The sequence below is a fragment of the Streptomyces sp. STAM6 genome (genome assembly GCF_054963715.1).
On the sequence record NZ_JBUEFZ010000001.1, the window covers coordinates 120452 to 135553 of the forward strand.

The following is a 15102-nucleotide window of genomic DNA, read 5'->3' on the forward strand; positions in this document are numbered from 1 at the left end:
TCAGCCGACCGCGCCTTCCATCTGCAGCTCGATCAGCCGGTTGAGCTCCAGCGCGTACTCCATCGGCAGCTCCTTGGCGATCGGCTCGACGAAGCCGCGCACGATCATCGCCATCGCCTCGTCCTCCGACAGGCCGCGGCTCATCAGGTAGAACAGCTGGTCCTCGGAGACCTTGGAGACGGTGGCCTCGTGGCCCATGGAGACGTCGTCCTCGCGCACGTCCACGTAGGGGTACGTGTCGGAGCGGGAGATCGTGTCGACGAGCAGCGCGTCGCACAGCACGTTGGACTTGGCTCCCGGGGCGCCCTCGCCGATCTCGATGAGACCGCGGTAGGAGGTGCGGCCGCCGCCTCGCGCCACCGACTTGGAGACGATGTTGGAGGAGGTGTTCGGGGCCATGTGGACCATCTTGGCGCCGGCGTCCTGGTGCTGGCCCTCGCCCGCGAAGGCGATGGAGAGGGTCTCGCCCTTGGCGTGCTCGCCCATCAGGTAGACGGCCGGGTACTTCATCGTCACCTTGGAGCCGATGTTGCCGTCGACCCACTCCATGGTCGCGCCCTCGTAGGCCACGGCGCGCTTGGTGACCAGGTTGTAAACGTTGTTCGACCAGTTCTGGATGGTCGTGTAGCGGCAGCGGCCGCCCTTCTTGACGATGATCTCGACGACGGCGCTGTGCAGCGAGTCCGAGGAGTAGATCGGGGCGGTGCAGCCCTCGACGTAGTGGACGTAGGCGTCCTCGTCGACGATGATCAGCGTCCGCTCGAACTGGCCCATGTTCTCGGTGTTGATCCGGAAGTAGGCCTGGAGCGGGATGTCGACGTGCACGCCCTTCGGCACGTAGATGAAGGAGCCGCCGGACCACACCGCGGTGTTCAGCGAGGCGAACTTGTTGTCGCCGACCGGGATGACCGTGCCGAAGTACTCCTGGAAGAGCTCGGGGTGCTCCTTCAGGGCGGTGTCGGTGTCGAGGAAGATGACGCCCTGGGCCTCCAGGTCCTCGCGGATCTGGTGGTAGACGACCTCGGACTCGTACTGGGCCGCGACACCGGCGACGAGGCGCTGCTTCTCCGCCTCGGGGATGCCGAGCTTGTCGTACGTGTTCTTGATGTCCTCGGGCAGGTCCTCCCAGGAAGCGGCCTGCTGCTCGGTGGAGCGGACGAAGTACTTGATGTTGTCGAAGTCGATGCCCGACAGGTCGGAGCCCCAGTTCGGCATGGGCTTCTTGTCGAACAGGCGCAGACCCTTCAGCCGCAGCTTCAGCATCCACTCCGGCTCGTTCTTCTTCCCGGAGATGTCGCGGACGACCGCCTCGGAAAGGCCGCGCTGGGCGGCGGCACCGGCCGCGTCGGAGTCGGCCCAGCCGTACTCGTACCGACCCAGGCCCTCGAGCTCGGGGTGGCTGATCTCGGTGGTCATGCGGGGTTCCTCCCGGCCGTGCTGGCAGATGCTGGTGGTGTGGTGGTGCTGGTCTGTGGGGTGCTGTGCGGGATGTACGTGGTGCACACCCCGTCGCCGTGGGCGATGGTCGCCAGTCGCTGGACGTGGGTGCCGAGCAGGCGGGAGAAGATCTCCGTCTCCGCCTCGCACAGCTGCGGATACCGCTCCGCGACGTGGGCGACCGGGCAGTGGTGCTGGCACAGCTGCCGGCCGACCGGCGCGTTGCGCGCCGTGGCAGCGTACCCGTCGGCGCTGAGGGCCCTGGCGAGCGCCTCGGCGCGGTCCTCGGGGGCCGCGGCCTCGACGGCCTCGCGGTATGCCTCGGCCTGGGCCTCGATGCGGTCGCGGGCGAAGGCGGCGACCGCGGCCTCGCCGCCGGCGTTCTGCTCGATCCAGCGCAGGGCGTCGACCGCGAGGGAGTCGTAGGACTGGTCGAAGGCGTCCCGGCCGCAGTCCGTCAGGGCGAACACCTTGGCCGGGCGGCCGCGGGTGCGGGCGCCGTAGACCCGCTGTTCGCGGGGGGCGACGACATCGTCGGCCACCAGTGCGTCGAGGTGACGACGGACGGCGGCCTGAGTGAGGCCGAGCCGCTGTGCGAGCTCGGCCACGGTGGACGGGCCGTGGTCCAGGATCGACCGCGCCACCCGGTTGCGCGTGGAACGCTCCCCGGTGGCGAGCTCCTCCCCGGGAGCCTCGTGACCCTGCCCGACGTTTTTCACAACGCCATTGTTGCGTAATTCCTCGGAGAGTGACAAGCCGCGTCGGGATCACCCGACGGTGCCGTGCATCACTTAGGGAAACCTAACCTGACCTGCGGAAATGATCACGCCGGTCGAAGTGCTGACGCGTGCGCGGGGCCACCCCGGGGCTGCCCCGGGACCGCTCCTGACCCGCCGGCAAGCCCGCGGAGGCCGCCCCGAGGCCGCCCCGAGGAAGTCGTGAGCGGCTGCGCCGAAGAGGTGACGAGCCGGCGCCGGCCGCGGCCCGCCCGCGCTGGGCCTCGGCCGGCGCCCTCCCGTGGGGGAGCTCGGTGTGTCTTCGATCGTGAGGGGTGCGACGGCCGCCCGGGAAGGACGCCCAGGGTGCCGGTTCCGGCCATTTCCGCCGCCCACCCCCTCCGGCCCGGCGGTCCGCGGCCCCGGTGGCCCACAGCGCTCGCGCTCCTCTTTAGACTTCCGCCATGCGATACGAGTCCGTCGTCCAGGTCCGTGGCCTGGTCAAGCGGTACGGAGCCAAGACCGCGGTGGACGGGCTCGACCTCGACGTCCGAGCGGGCACCGTCACCGCCGTCCTCGGCCCCAACGGGGCCGGCAAGACCACCACCGTGGAGACCTGCGAGGGCTACCGCCGCCCCGACGCGGGCACCGTCCGCGTCCTGGGTCTCGACCCGGTCGCCGACGCTGCCGCGCTGCGGCCCCGCATCGGCGTGATGCTCCAGTCCGGCGGCGTCTACTCCGGCGCCCGCGCCGACGAGATGCTCCGCCACATGGCCAAGCTGCACGCCCACCCGCTCGACGTCGACGCCCTCGTCGAGCGGCTCGGGCTCGGCTCCTGCGGCCGCACCACCTACCGCCGGCTCTCCGGCGGCCAGCAGCAGCGCCTCGCCCTGGCGATGGCCGTGGTCGGCCGCCCGGAGCTGGTCTTCCTGGACGAGCCGACCGCGGGCCTGGACCCGCAGGCCCGCCGCTCCACCTGGAACCTGGTGCGCGAGCTGCGCTCCGACGGTGTCTCCATCGTCCTCACCACGCACTTCATGGACGAGGCGGAGGAACTCGCCGACGACATCGCGATCGTCGACGCGGGCCGGGTCGTCGCCCAGGGCAGCCCCGAGGAACTGTGCCGCGGCGGCGCCGAGAACACCCTGCGCTTCACCGGCCGGCCCGGTCTCGACCTCGGCTCGCTGCTCAAGGCGCTGCCCGACGGCACCGCGGCCGCCGAGCTGACCCCCGGCGCGTACCGCATCAGCGGCACGGTCGACCCGCAGCTGCTGGCCACCGTCACCACCTGGTGCGCACAGCACGGGGTCATGCCGGACGGCATCTCGGTGGAGCGCCACACCCTCGAAGACGTCTTTCTGGAGTTGACGGGCAAGGAGCTGCGCTGATGAAGCTGGACCACACCGCCCCCCGCCGGGGGTCCGGGGGTCGCCCCCCGGGAAAGCACAGCCTGCCGTTGACGGGCAAGGAGCCGCGTTCATGACCGCCGGTACCTACGCACCGAAGCCGGGTGCGGCGCCGGTCGCCCGGATGATCGCCGCGCAGGCGGCGCTGGAGACGAAGATGCTCCTGCGCAACGGTGAGCAGCTGCTGCTCACCGTGGTCATCCCGTCGCTGCTCCTGGTGCTGTTCTCGACGGTCGACATCATCACCGTCCCTGCCGGTGGGACGGGGGGCGCCGGCCGGCCCGTGGACTTCCTCGCGCCGGGTGTGCTGGCCCTGGCCGTGATGTCGACGGCCTTCACCGGCCAGGCCATCGCGACGGGTTTCGAACGGCGGTACGGGGTGCTGAAGCGGTTGGCCGCCTCCCCGCTCCCGCGCTGGGCGCTGATGACGGCCAAGACCCTGTCCGTGCTGGTCACCGAGGTCCTTCAGATCCTGCTGCTGACCCTGATCGCCCTGGCGCTCGGCTGGTCGCCGCAGGGCAGTCCGCTGTCGGTGCTGCTTCTGCTGGTCGCCGGGACGGCGGCCTTCTCGGGGCTCGGCCTGCTGATGGCGGGCACCCTGAGGGCCGAGGCGACGCTGGCGGCCGCGAACCTGGTCTTCCTGCTGCTCCTCGTGGGGGGCGGGGTCGTCGTGCCGCTGGACAGGTTCCCGGACGCCGCGCGGACGGTGCTGGAGCTGTTGCCCATCTCGGCGCTCTCGGACGGACTGCGGGACGTGCTCCAGAACGGCGCGGGCCTGCCGCCGGCGAACCTGGGGATTCTCGCGGTGTGGGCGGTCCTGGGCCTGGGAGCGGCGGCGAAGTTCTTCCGCTGGGAGTGAGCGGGTGCCCTGGAGCGAGCGCCGCGGGTTGCTCGGTGAGCGGGTGCGCTCGGTGAGCGCGGAGTGAGCGGCTTGTCCGTTGAGGACCCTCGTGAATCCGTGCACAAGCAGCCGCCTACGATAGGGCCCGTGTTGACCCCCCTCGCCTACATCGCCCAGCGCTGGACGCCCTCCCCCAAGACCGTCCGGCGTGCCGCGCTCTCCGCCCTCGTGATGACCGTCGTGATCATCGTGACGGGCGGCGCAGTGCGGCTGACCGGTTCCGGCCTCGGCTGCGACACGTGGCCGAAGTGCACGGACGACAGTCTCTTCACCACGTCCGAGCAGGGCATCCACGGTGCGATCGAGTTCGGCAACCGGCTGCTGACGTACGTCGTGTCCGCGGCGGTGGGCTGGGTGATCATCGCCGCCCGGGCCGCCAAGCCGTGGCGGCGGCAGCTGAGCCGGCTGGGCTGGGCGCAGTTCTGGATCGTCGCGCTGAACGCCGTCATCGGCGGCATCACGGTGCGCATGGAACTCAACCCGTGGACCGTGGCGGTCCACTTCCTCGCGGCGAACGCCCTGCTGACGGTGACCGCGATCACCTGGGTGCGCGCCGGTGAGGGAGACGGCGCGGCGCGCCCGCGCGTGCCGGGTCCGGTGCGCAAGCTCGGCTGGACCCTTGTGGTCGTCGCCGGACTGCTGGTGGCCGCCGGGACGACGGTGACGGGCTCCGGCGAGCACGCGGGTGACAGCAGCGACGTGCCGCGGATGCCGTTCGACTACACCGCGGTCGCCCAGGTCCACGCCCTGTTCGCGTGGGCGGTGTGCGCGCTGGCGCTCGCGATGTTCTTCGTGCTCCGGGTGGTGGACGCGCCGGACGACACCCGGGCCCGCGCCCGCGACCTGCTGCTGGTGCTGCTCGCGCAGGGCGGCATCGGCTATGTGCAGTTCTTCACCGGGGTGCCGGAGATCCTGGTCGGCCTGCACATGCTCGGCTCGTCGCTGATGTGGATCGCGGTGCTGCGGCTGGCGCTGAGTCTGCGCGAGCGTCCGTCGGCGCAGCCGGACGTGACCGCCCCGCGGACGACCGCGTCGGTCACGCCCTAGAACACTCCCCGCGGCGGTGCCGGGGGCAGGCCGTACACCCGCCGGGCGTTGCCGGAGGCGATGAGACCGGCGACGCGCTGGGCGTCCGTACGGGACCAGGCGCCGTCGCCGACCCACTCGGCCAGCACCCGGCCGAGGGCCTCACGGAACACCCGGGCGGCCACCACGTGCAGCTCGGGCAGTCCCCGGGCGCCGCTGGAGAACAGCAGCTTGCCGAAGGGCGCCAGTTCCAGACTCTCCGCCAGGACGGTCGCGGCCCGGGCGCCGGTCTGGGTGAGCGCCCCGCCCAGGTCCGCGTAGACGTGCGAGAAGACGCTCGTCAGATGGGCGGCCTGGCGGTGGTGCGGATAGCCGTGCAGGAGCACCACGTCCGTGCCGAGTCCCGCAGTCGCCGCCGCGAAGTCACCGAGCCGTATCGGATCGTCGACACCCACGTACAGCTGGAGCGGGCGCCCGGACGCCACGGCGATCCAGAGCAGGTGCCGCAGCAGGACGGGGTCGGTGAGCCTGCCGCCGACCGTGCGGCGCGCCAGCCAGCGCCCGGCAGCGCCGCGCACCTCGCCGGGACCCGGTGGCTCGGGGGCGTGGGCGAGTCCGTGCCGTACGGCGGCGACGGAGGCGAAGGCGACGGCGGAGGCGGCGGCGCCGTGCACGGCCTCCGCGAGGTTGGCGAGGAGCCCCTCGACCGTGCCGGAGGTGTCGGCGACCTGTTCGGCGAGCGGTTCGAGGCGGACGATCTCATGGGCCTCGGCGTCGCCCGCGGCGGCGATCTCCACCGGCCCGGTGAGGTCGCCGGGCGGTCCGGTGTCCACCAGATAGGCGGAGATACCGGTGGCCCTCAGCAGCCGCCGGCCGGATTCCAGCACGCCCAGCTCTCGGCGCCGGGCCAGGTAGCGGGCGGGCGGGCAGTGCGGTTCCAGGCCGAGCAGCGGGGGGCACCAGCGCCGGACCGCGAACCCGGTCTGGGTGTCGAAGAAGGTGGTGCCGGGCGCGGGCGGCCCGGCGGTCCTGCCGAGATGTGCCTCGAACGTGCCGAGGCCCAGCTCCGTGCGGAGCACCCCGTGGCAGTACTGGTCCACCAGGGTCGGGGTGTCGATCATGCGGGGGCTCCCTGCGATGGACGGGCCGTCACAGGTCCTAACGGGTGAACCCCACGCCAGGTGTTGCCTGAGTTGTGCTCACTCAGCCGTTGGAAGGGCCGCCGATCTGGAGGCCGGCCATGCGGCTCCACTCGTAGGGTCCGGTGCGGACCTTGGCGGCGAAGTCGCCGTCGAAGTCCTCGTGGAGGGTGAGACCGGCCTTCTCGGCCGCCTGCTTGGCGACCTCGTGGGTGGGGGCGACCAGATCGCCCCAGCCGCCGTCCTCGCCGACGAGCACGATACGGGTGCCCATCTGCCCGATGTAGGCGAGCTGCCCCTCGGCACCGCCGTGGGCCTCGGAGAACGCCTTGATCTGCTTGGCGAGCTTGCCCGCCTTGCGCTCAGCCTGCTTGGTGTCTGCCATGAACAGGATGCTACTCGCGGGTAGATCGACTGGCGACGGCTCGGCCGCGTGGCCTTGACCACGCCCCGTCGCCCGGCCGGGTCAGCGAAGGAAGGGGTCCACCGCGACGGCCACGAACAGCAGGGAGACATAGGTGATGGACCAGTGGAACAGGCGCATCTCCTTGAGCTTGCCGCCCGTCTCGCCCGCCTTCGCGCGCGCCTGGAGCGCGTGCGCCTCCCAGAGCCACCAGCCGCCGGTCGCCAGCGCGACCGCCGTGTAGAACCAGCCGGTGTAACCGAGGGGCTGGAGCAGCAGCGAGACCGCGACCATCACCCAGCTGTAGAGGACGATCTGCCGGGCGACGACCTTGTTGCCCGCGACGACCGGGAGCATGGGGACACCCACACGCGCGTAGTCCTCCTTCACCTTCATCGACAGCGGCCAGTAGTGCGGCGGCGTCCAGAAGAAGATGACGAGGAAGAGGATGACGGCGGCCCAGGACATCGAATCGGTGACGGACGACCAGCCGATCAGGACCGGCATGCAGCCGGCGATGCCGCCCCACACGATGTTCTGCGCGGTGCGCCGCTTGAGGATCATCGTGTAGATCACGACGTAGAACAGGAGCGCGCCGAGCGACAGCCAGGCGGACAGCCAGTTGACCAGCAGCCCGAACCAGAGCGTGGAGACCACGGCGAGGGTGAGGCCGAAGACCAGCCCCTCACGCGGCGTGACCATGCCGGTGACCAGGGGCCGCTGCGCGGTGCGGTCCATCAGGGCGTCGATGTCGCGGTCGATGTACATGTTCAGCGCGTTGGCGCCACCCGCGGAGAGGTAGCCGCCGACGCAGGTGCTGAGCACGAGCCACAGGTCCGGCACGCCCTGTTCCGCCAGGAACATCACGGGGACCGTGGTGATCAGCAGCAGCTCGATGATCCGGGGCTTGGTCAGTGCGACGAACGCCTTGACGCGGGCCCCGAATGGCCGGTTGCCCGTGCTCCCGTGAAGCACACCCGCTGGACGGGATTCGACGGCCGTCACGCACACCCCTGACAGAGACATCCCAGCGAGCCTCCACCGGACGTGAAGGGCCGGTCCAGGCTCGCGCGTACCACGCCACTCTAGACGTTGCCCATACCTCGCCCTTCGCGGGGGTGGCGTCGTGTTGGGAAGGGCGCCGCAAAGGGTGGATCGGACGCTCGATTGAGCGAAAAGAACCGCTCGATTGAGCGGTCAGATGAGCACCCCCGTATTCACTTGCCGAATGCGGTACGGCCCAGTCGGCAGGCGGATCCCAGCCGACGACCGCACTCTGGAATGACTCGAAAAAATGCACGTTCCTACGGGGGTAGGCTCGTCAGCGGCCGGTGAGATCGACGTCACCGGCATTCGACATGTGGAGAGGAGCCCTGACCCAGGGTGAGCACCAAGCCGACCACCACAGACCTCGAGTGGACCGAATTGGACCAGCGGGCCGTGGACACCGTCCGCGTCCTGGCAGCGGACGCCGTACAGAAGGTCGGCAACGGCCATCCTGGTACGGCCATGAGCCTGGCCCCGGCCGCCTACACCCTCTTCCAGAAGGTGATGCGGCACGACCCGGCGGACGCCGACTGGACCGGCCGTGACCGGTTCGTCCTGTCCGCGGGCCACTCGTCCCTGACGCTGTACATCCAGCTCTACCTGGCCGGCTTCGGCCTGGAGCTGGACGACCTGAAGGCCTTCCGGACCTGGGGTTCCAAGACCCCCGGCCACCCGGAGTACGGCCACACGGTCGGTGTCGAGACGACGACCGGCCCGCTCGGCCAGGGTGTCGCCAACGCCGTGGGCATGGCCATGGCCGCCCGCTACGAGCGCGGCCTCTTCGACCCCGAGGCGGCCCCCGGCACGTCCCCGTTCGACCACTTCGTCTACGTCATCGCCGGTGACGGCTGCCTGCAGGAGGGCATCTCCGCCGAGGCGTCCTCGATGGCCGGGCACCAGAAGCTCGGCAACGTGATCATGCTGTGGGACGACAACCACATCTCGATCGAGGGCGACACGGAGACCGCGGTCTCCGAGGACGTCATGCGGCGGTACGAGGCGTACGGCTGGCACGTCCAGCGCGTGGAGCCCAAGGAGAACGGCGACCTCGACCCGGCCGCGCTGTACGCCGCGATCCAGGCGGCGAAGGCCGAGACGGAGCGTCCCTCCTTCATCGCGATGCGCTCGATCATCGCCTGGCCGGCGCCGAACGCGCAGAACACCGAGGCCGCCCACGGCTCGGCCCTCGGCGACGAGGAGGTGGCCGCCACCAAGCGCGTCCTGGGCTTCGACCCCGAGAAGTCCTTCGAGGTTTCGGACGAGGTTCTCGGCCACACCCGTGAGGCGCTGGACCGCGGCCGCGAGGCGCGGGCCGAGTGGGAGAAGCGGTTCCAGGAGTGGCGCAGCGCCAACCCGGAGCGCGCCGCCGAGTTCGACCGCATCGCCGCGGGCGAGCTGCCGGCCGGCTGGGAGGAGAAGCTCCCGGTCTTCGAGCCCGGCAAGAGCGTCGCCACCCGGGCCGCCTCCGGCAAGGTCCTGCAGGCGCTGGGCGCGGTCATCCCCGAGCTGTGGGGCGGTTCGGCCGACCTGGCCGGCTCGAACAACACGACGATCGACAAGACGTCGTCGTTCCTGCCGAAGGGCAACCCGCTGCCCGAGGCCGACCCGTACGGCCGGACGATCCACTTCGGTATCCGTGAGCACGCCATGGCCGCGGAGATGAACGGCATCACGCTGCACGGCAACACCCGGGTCTTCGGCGGCACCTTCCTGGTGTTCTCCGACTACATGCGCAACGCCGTCCGGCTGTCCGCGCTGATGCACCTGCCGGTGACGTACGTGTGGACGCACGACTCGATCGGTCTGGGCGAGGACGGCCCCACGCACCAGCCGGTGGAGCACCTGGCCTCGCTGCGCGCCATCCCGGGTCTGAACGTGGTCCGCCCGGCCGACGCCAACGAGACCGCCATCGCCTGGCGCGAGATCCAGCGCCGCTGGACGAAGGAGTTCGGCAAGGGCGCCCCGCACGGTCTGGCGCTGACCCGTCAGGGCGTGCCGACGTACGAGGCGAACGACGACACGGCGAAGGGCGGGTACGTCCTGTTCGACGCCGAGGGGTCCGACGGGCAGACCGTCGAGCCGCAGGTCGTGCTGATCGGCACCGGCTCCGAGGTGCAGCTGGCCGTCGGCGCCCGGGAGCAGCTGCAGGCCGCCGGCATCCCGGCCCGCGTGGTCTCGATGCCGTCCGTCGAGTGGTTCGAGGAGCAGGACCAGGGGTACCGGGACTCCGTGCTGCCGCCGTCCGTGAAGGCGCGGGTCGCGGTCGAGGCCGGCATCGGCCTGACCTGGCACCGGTACGTGGGTGACGCGGGCCGCATCGTGTCGCTGGAGCACTTCGGCGCTTCGGCGGACGGCAAGGTCCTCTTCCGCGAGTACGGCTTCACCGCCGAAGCGGTCGCGGCCGCCGCCCGGGAATCGATCGAAGCCGCCGCGCGCTGACGCCGGTATACGAACTAGTAGGAGATGCAACTCTCATGACAGACGCACTCAAGCGCCTCTCCGACGAGGGCGTGGCGATCTGGCTGGACGACCTGTCCCGCAAGCGGATCACGTCCGGCAACCTGGCCGAGCTGATCGACCAGCAGCACGTCGTCGGCGTCACCACCAACCCCTCGATCTTCCAGAAGGCGATCTCGCAGGGCGACGGCTACGAGCAGCAGCTGTCGGACCTGGCCGCCCGTGAGGTCACGGTCGAGGAAGCCATCCGCATGATCACGACGGCGGACGTCCGCGACGCCGCCGACATCCTGCGTCCGGTCTTCGACGCGACGCAGGGCCAGGACGGCCGGGTCTCCATCGAGGTAGACCCGCGCCTGGCGCACAACACCAAGGCGACCGTCGCGGAGGCCAAGCAGCTCGCGTGGCTGGTGGACCGCCCGAACACGCTCATCAAGATCCCGGCCACCCAGGCGGGTCTGCCGGCGATCACCGAGGTCATCGGCCTCGGCATCAGCGTCAATGTGACGCTGATCTTCTCGCTGGAGCGCTACCGCGCGGTCATGGACGCCTATCTGGCCGGTCTGGAGAAGGCCAAGGAGCGCGGCCTGGACCTGTCGAAGATCCACTCGGTGGCGTCCTTCTTCGTGTCCCGCGTGGACACCGAGATCGACAAGCGCCTGGACGGCGTCGGCACCGACGAGGCCAAGGCCCTCAAGGGCAAGGCGGCGGTCGCCAACGCGCGCCTGGCGTACGAGGCGTACGAGGAGGTCTTCTCCTCCGACCGCTGGGCCGCGCTGGACAAGGCGCAGGCCAACAAGCAGCGTCCGCTGTGGGCCTCGACCGGCGTCAAGGACCCGGCGTACAAGGACACGCTGTACGTCGACGAGCTCGTCGCCCCGGGCACGGTGAACACCATGCCGGAGGCCACCCTCGAGGCGACCGCCGACCACGGCGCTGTCACCGGCAACACCATCGCCGGGACCTACGAGCAGGCTCGCGCGGACATCGCCGCGGTCGAGAAGCTGGGCATCAGCTACGACGACGTGGTCCAGGTGCTGGAGGACGAGGGCGTCGACAAGTTCGAGACGTCCTGGAACGACCTGCTCAAGTCGACCGAGGCGGAGCTCAAGCGCCTCTCCCCCGCGGAGGCCTAGACCTTGACCGGTTCACACGGAGCCAACCCGCTTCGTGACGCCGCAGACCGACGGCTCCCGCGTATCGCGGGGCCGTCGGGCCTGGTCATTTTCGGTGTCACGGGCGATTTGTCCCGTAAGAAACTGATGCCCGCCGTTTATGACCTCGCCAATCGGGGCCTGCTGCCGCCGGGCTTCTCGCTGATCGGGTTCGCCCGGCGCGAGTGGCAGGACGAGGACTTCGCGGACGAGGTCTACCAGGCGGTCAAGCAGCACTCCCGGACGCCGTTCCGCGAGGAGGTCTGGCAGCAGCTCAGCCAGGGCATGCGCTTCGTCCAGGGCAACTTCGACGACGACGAGGCGTTCGAGACCCTGAAGAAGACGATGGAGGAGCTCGACCAGGCGCAGGGGACGGGCGGCAACTTCGCCTTCTACCTCTCCGTGCCGCCGAAGTTCTTCCCCGTGGTCGTCCAGCAGCTGAAGAAGCACGGACTGGCCGACGAGAAGGGCGGCTCCTGGCGCCGCGCGGTCATCGAGAAGCCGTTCGGGCACGACCTGAACTCCGCCAAGGAGCTCAACGAGATCGTCCACGAGGTCTTCTCGCCCGACCAGGTCTTCCGGATCGACCACTACCTCGGCAAGGAGACCGTCCAGAACATCCTGGCGCTCCGCTTCGCCAACACGCTCTTCGAGCCGATCTGGAACCGGTCGTACGTCGACCACGTGCAGATCACCATGGCCGAGGACATCGGCATCGGCGGCCGCGCCGGGTACTACGACGGCATCGGCGCCGCGCGCGACGTCATCCAGAACCACCTCCTCCAGCTGCTGGCGCTCACCGCGATGGAGGAGCCCGCCTCGTTCGACGCGGACGCGCTCGCGGCCGAGAAGACCAAGGTGCTGGGTGCGGTCCGGCTGCCCAAGGACCTCGGCAGGTCCACGGTGCGCGGCCAGTACGCCGCGGGGTGGCAGGGCGGCGCCAAGGCCGTCGGCTACCTGGAGGAAGAGGGCATCGACCCCAAGTCGAAGACCGACACCTACGCCGCGATCAAACTGGAGATCGACAACCGCCGCTGGGCGGGCGTCCCCTTCTATCTGCGGACCGGCAAGCGCCTCGGCCGCCGCGTCACCGAGATCGCGGTCGTCTTCCAGCGCGCCCCGCACTCCCCCTTCGACCACACGGCGACGGAGGAACTGGGCCAGAACGCCCTGGTCATCCGGGTCCAGCCGGACGAGGGCGTGACCATGCGGTTCGGCTCCAAGGTGCCGGGCACCTCGATGGAGGTCCGGGACGTCTCGATGGACTTCGCGTACGGCGAGTCCTTCACCGAGTCCAGCCCCGAGGCCTACGAGCGGCTCATCCTGGACGTCCTGCTCGGCGACGCCAACCTCTTCCCGCGCACCGAGGAGGTCGAGCTGTCCTGGAAGATCCTCGACCCGATCGAGCAGTACTGGGACCGGCACGGCAAGCCCGCGCAGTACCAGTCCGGCACGTGGGGTCCGGTCGAGGCGGACGAAATGCTCGCACGAGACGGACGGAGCTGGCGCCGGCCATGAAGATCGACCTTACGGACACCACGTCCAGCAAGATCAACAAGGCGCTGGTGCAGGGCCGGCGGGCCATCGGTACGCCGGCCGTCGGCATGGTGCTCACGCTGGTCATCGTCACGGACGAGGAGAACGCGTACGACGCTCTCAAGGCCGCCAACGAGGCCTCCCGCGAGCATCCTTCGCGCACCCTGGTCGTCATCAAGCGGGTCTCGCGTTCGCCGCGGGACCGCTCGAAGGCCCGGCTGGACGCCGAGGTGCGGGTGGGCGCGGACGCGGGCACCGGCGAAACGGTTGTCCTGCGGCTGTACGGCGAGGTCATCGACCACGCCCAGTCGGTGGTCCTGCCGCTGCTGCTGCCCGACGCTCCCGTCGTGGTGTGGTGGCCCGTCGGCGCGCCGACGGACCCCGCCAACGACCCGCTGGGCTCCCTCGGACAGCGCCGTGTCACCGACACGTACGCCGCCGAGCACCCCATCCAGGAGCTGACGGCCCGCGCCGACGCCTACACCCCCGGTGACACGGACCTGGCCTGGACCCGCATCACACCGTGGCGTTCGATGCTGGCGGCGGCGCTGGACCAGGTCACGTGCGACGTCACGTCGGCCGAGGTGGAGGGCGAGGAGTTCAACCCCAGCGTGGAGCTGCTGGCCATGTGGCTGGCGGACCGGCTGGACATCCCGGTGAAGCGCATGACCTCGGGGGGCCCCGGGCTGACCGCCGTACGCCTGGAGACCACCTGCGGCCCGATCGTGCTGCACCGCCCGGACGCCTCGCTCGCCACGCTGTGCATCGAGGGCCAGCCGGACCGCGCGGTCGCGCTCAAGCGCCGTGAGACCTCCGAGCTGATCGCGGAGGAGCTGCGGCGCCTCGACCCGGACGACACCTATGCCTCCGCCCTGCGGTACGGCCTCGACCGGCTCGGTGAGCGGACGAAGTCCTCCGCCGGGAACACGGGCGGGGCGGCCGGGGCAGACGGCGCCACGGCCGAGGAGTCCGGCGGCAGCGCCGGGGCGTCCGGCGACAAGGCGGCTCCCGCCAAGAAGGCCCCGGCCAAGAAGGCGGCGGCGAAGTGAGCGCTCCTCAGCTCGTCGTCCACCGCGACAAGGAGCTGATGGCCCAGGCCGCGGCGGCCCGGCTGATCACGAAGATCGTGGACGCCCAGGCCGCCCGTGGCTCGGCCTCGGTGGTCCTGACCGGCGGCCGCAACGGCAACGGCCTGCTGGCCGCGCTGCGTTCGGCTCCCGCCCGGGACGCCGTCGACTGGTCGCGGCTCGATCTGTGGTGGGGCGACGAACGGTTCCTGCCGGCGGGCGACCCCGACCGGAACGACACCCAGGCCCGCGCGGCGCTGCTCGACAGCGTCCCGGTGGACCCGGCGCGGGTCCACACCATGCCGGTGTCGGACGGCGTGTACGGCAACGACGTGGACGCCGCCGCGGCGGCGTACGCGGCGGTACTGGCCGCGGCGGCCGGGCCCGAGCACTATCGATCGGCGACTACCGTCGCGGGCGGCCCGGTGCCCACCTTCGACGTCCTGATGCTGGGCGTCGGACCGGACACCCATGTCGCGTCGCTCTTCCCGGAGCTTCCCGCGGTGCGGGAGACCGAGCGCACCGTGGTCGGCGTCCACGGCGCCCCGAAGCCGCCGCCCACCCGTGTCTCCCTGACGCTTCCGGCGATCCGGGCGGCGCGCGAGGTGTGGCTGCTGGCGGCGGGCGAGGACAAGGCGAAGGCCGTGGCGATCGCCCTGTCGGGCGCGGGCGAAGTCCAGGCCCCGGCCGCGGGGGCCTACGGCCGCTCCCGGACGCTGTGGCTCCTGGACGCGGCGGCTGCCTCCCGGCTGCCGCGCGGTATGTACCCGCCCGCGTCGCCCTGACGCGGATTCAGCACGGGCCCGGTTCACC

At 70.8% G+C, this 15102-nt stretch carries 13 protein-coding genes; 8 read left to right on the forward strand and 5 right to left on the reverse strand.

Going from position 1 to position 15102, the window contains the following annotated elements; all coding sequences use genetic code 11:
• Positions 1 to 1416 (reverse strand): Fe-S cluster assembly protein SufB, encoded by a 1416-nt coding sequence (gene sufB / locus ACY34K_RS00630; protein WP_462741776.1) that lies wholly within the window; start codon positions 1414 to 1416, stop codon positions 1 to 3.
• Entirely contained in the window at positions 1413 to 2156 is a 744-nt protein-coding gene (locus ACY34K_RS00635; RefSeq protein WP_462741778.1) for a helix-turn-helix transcriptional regulator, read from the reverse strand. The genes sufB and ACY34K_RS00635 overlap by 4 nt, the downstream gene beginning before the upstream one ends.
• A gap of 461 nt (positions 2157 to 2617) precedes the next feature.
• On the opposite strand from ACY34K_RS00635, the gene ACY34K_RS00640 reads away from it, so the two are divergent.
• The 3 genes from ACY34K_RS00640 to ACY34K_RS00650 all read left to right on the forward strand — a co-directional run bounded on the left by ACY34K_RS00640 (position 2618) and on the right by ACY34K_RS00650 (position 5507).
• On the forward strand, positions 2618 to 3541 hold the full coding sequence (locus tag ACY34K_RS00640) for an ABC transporter ATP-binding protein (RefSeq protein WP_462741781.1): 924 nt from the start codon (positions 2618 to 2620) through the stop codon (positions 3539 to 3541).
• A 91-nt stretch (positions 3542 to 3632) separates the two neighbouring features.
• The gene (locus ACY34K_RS00645; RefSeq protein WP_462741783.1) at positions 3633 to 4418 is read left to right on the forward strand and encodes an ABC transporter permease; all 786 of its coding nucleotides are present in this window, start codon (positions 3633 to 3635) and stop codon (positions 4416 to 4418) included.
• Positions 4419 to 4547: 129 nt separating this feature from the next.
• Positions 4548 to 5507, forward strand: a complete 960-nt coding sequence (locus ACY34K_RS00650) for a COX15/CtaA family protein (RefSeq protein WP_462741785.1) — start codon at positions 4548 to 4550, stop codon at positions 5505 to 5507.
• On the opposite strand, the gene ACY34K_RS00655 is transcribed toward ACY34K_RS00650, so the two are convergent.
• The 3 genes from ACY34K_RS00655 to ACY34K_RS00665 all read right to left on the reverse strand — a co-directional run bounded on the left by ACY34K_RS00655 (position 5504) and on the right by ACY34K_RS00665 (position 8033).
• Positions 5504 to 6607: an amidohydrolase family protein gene (locus ACY34K_RS00655; protein ID WP_462741788.1), complete on the reverse strand. Its 1104-nt coding sequence runs from the start codon at positions 6605 to 6607 to the stop codon at positions 5504 to 5506. The genes ACY34K_RS00650 and ACY34K_RS00655 overlap by 4 nt on opposite strands.
• Before the next feature lie 82 nt (positions 6608 to 6689).
• Positions 6690 to 7010 (reverse strand): hypothetical protein, encoded by a 321-nt coding sequence (locus ACY34K_RS00660; RefSeq protein ID WP_462741791.1) that lies wholly within the window; start codon positions 7008 to 7010, stop codon positions 6690 to 6692.
• An 81-nt stretch (positions 7011 to 7091) separates the two neighbouring features.
• Complete coding sequence (locus ACY34K_RS00665) at positions 7092 to 8033, reverse strand: heme o synthase (RefSeq protein WP_462741794.1); 942 nt, start codon at positions 8031 to 8033, stop codon at positions 7092 to 7094.
• A 378-nt stretch (positions 8034 to 8411) separates the two neighbouring features.
• Between ACY34K_RS00665 and tkt the strand changes: the two genes are divergently transcribed.
• Genes tkt through pgl form a run of 5 tightly spaced genes read left to right on the forward strand, consistent with a single transcriptional unit; the run spans position 8412 to position 15074 of the window.
• The gene (gene tkt, locus ACY34K_RS00670) at positions 8412 to 10514 is read left to right on the forward strand and encodes a transketolase (RefSeq protein ID WP_462741797.1); all 2103 of its coding nucleotides are present in this window, start codon (positions 8412 to 8414) and stop codon (positions 10512 to 10514) included.
• Between the two features lie 35 nt (positions 10515 to 10549).
• Entirely contained in the window at positions 10550 to 11668 is a 1119-nt protein-coding gene (gene tal, locus ACY34K_RS00675; RefSeq protein WP_462741800.1) for a transaldolase, read from the forward strand.
• Positions 11669 to 11671: 3 nt separating this feature from the next.
• Complete coding sequence (zwf, locus tag ACY34K_RS00680) at positions 11672 to 13204, forward strand: glucose-6-phosphate dehydrogenase (RefSeq protein ID WP_462741803.1); 1533 nt, start codon at positions 11672 to 11674, stop codon at positions 13202 to 13204.
• Positions 13201 to 14271: a glucose-6-phosphate dehydrogenase assembly protein OpcA gene (opcA, locus tag ACY34K_RS00685; RefSeq protein ID WP_462741806.1), complete on the forward strand. Its 1071-nt coding sequence runs from the start codon at positions 13201 to 13203 to the stop codon at positions 14269 to 14271. The genes zwf and opcA overlap by 4 nt, the downstream gene beginning before the upstream one ends.
• A complete protein-coding gene (gene pgl, locus ACY34K_RS00690; RefSeq protein WP_462741809.1) occupies positions 14268 to 15074 on the forward strand; it encodes a 6-phosphogluconolactonase in 807 nt (268 codons plus the stop codon). The genes opcA and pgl overlap by 4 nt, the downstream gene beginning before the upstream one ends.
• Positions 15075 to 15102: the final 28 nt, after the last annotated feature.

Excerpts from the sequence above, each read along its gene's own strand:
- sufB (WP_462741776.1), bottom strand. The coding sequence starts at position 1,416 with ATGACCACCGAGATCAGCCACCCCGAGCTCGAGGGCCTGGGTCGGTAC.
- ACY34K_RS00640 (WP_462741781.1), top strand. The coding sequence starts at position 2,618 with ATGCGATACGAGTCCGTCGTCCAGGTCCGTGGCCTGGTCAAGCGGTAC.
- ACY34K_RS00660 (WP_462741791.1), bottom strand. The coding sequence starts at position 7,010 with ATGGCAGACACCAAGCAGGCTGAGCGCAAGGCGGGCAAGCTCGCCAAG.
- tal (WP_462741800.1), top strand. The coding sequence starts at position 10,550 with ATGACAGACGCACTCAAGCGCCTCTCCGACGAGGGCGTGGCGATCTGG.
- ACY34K_RS00655 (WP_462741788.1), bottom strand. The coding sequence starts at position 6,607 with ATGATCGACACCCCGACCCTGGTGGACCAGTACTGCCACGGGGTGCTC.
- ACY34K_RS00645 (WP_462741783.1), top strand. The coding sequence starts at position 3,633 with ATGACCGCCGGTACCTACGCACCGAAGCCGGGTGCGGCGCCGGTCGCC.
- opcA (WP_462741806.1), top strand. The coding sequence starts at position 13,201 with ATGAAGATCGACCTTACGGACACCACGTCCAGCAAGATCAACAAGGCG.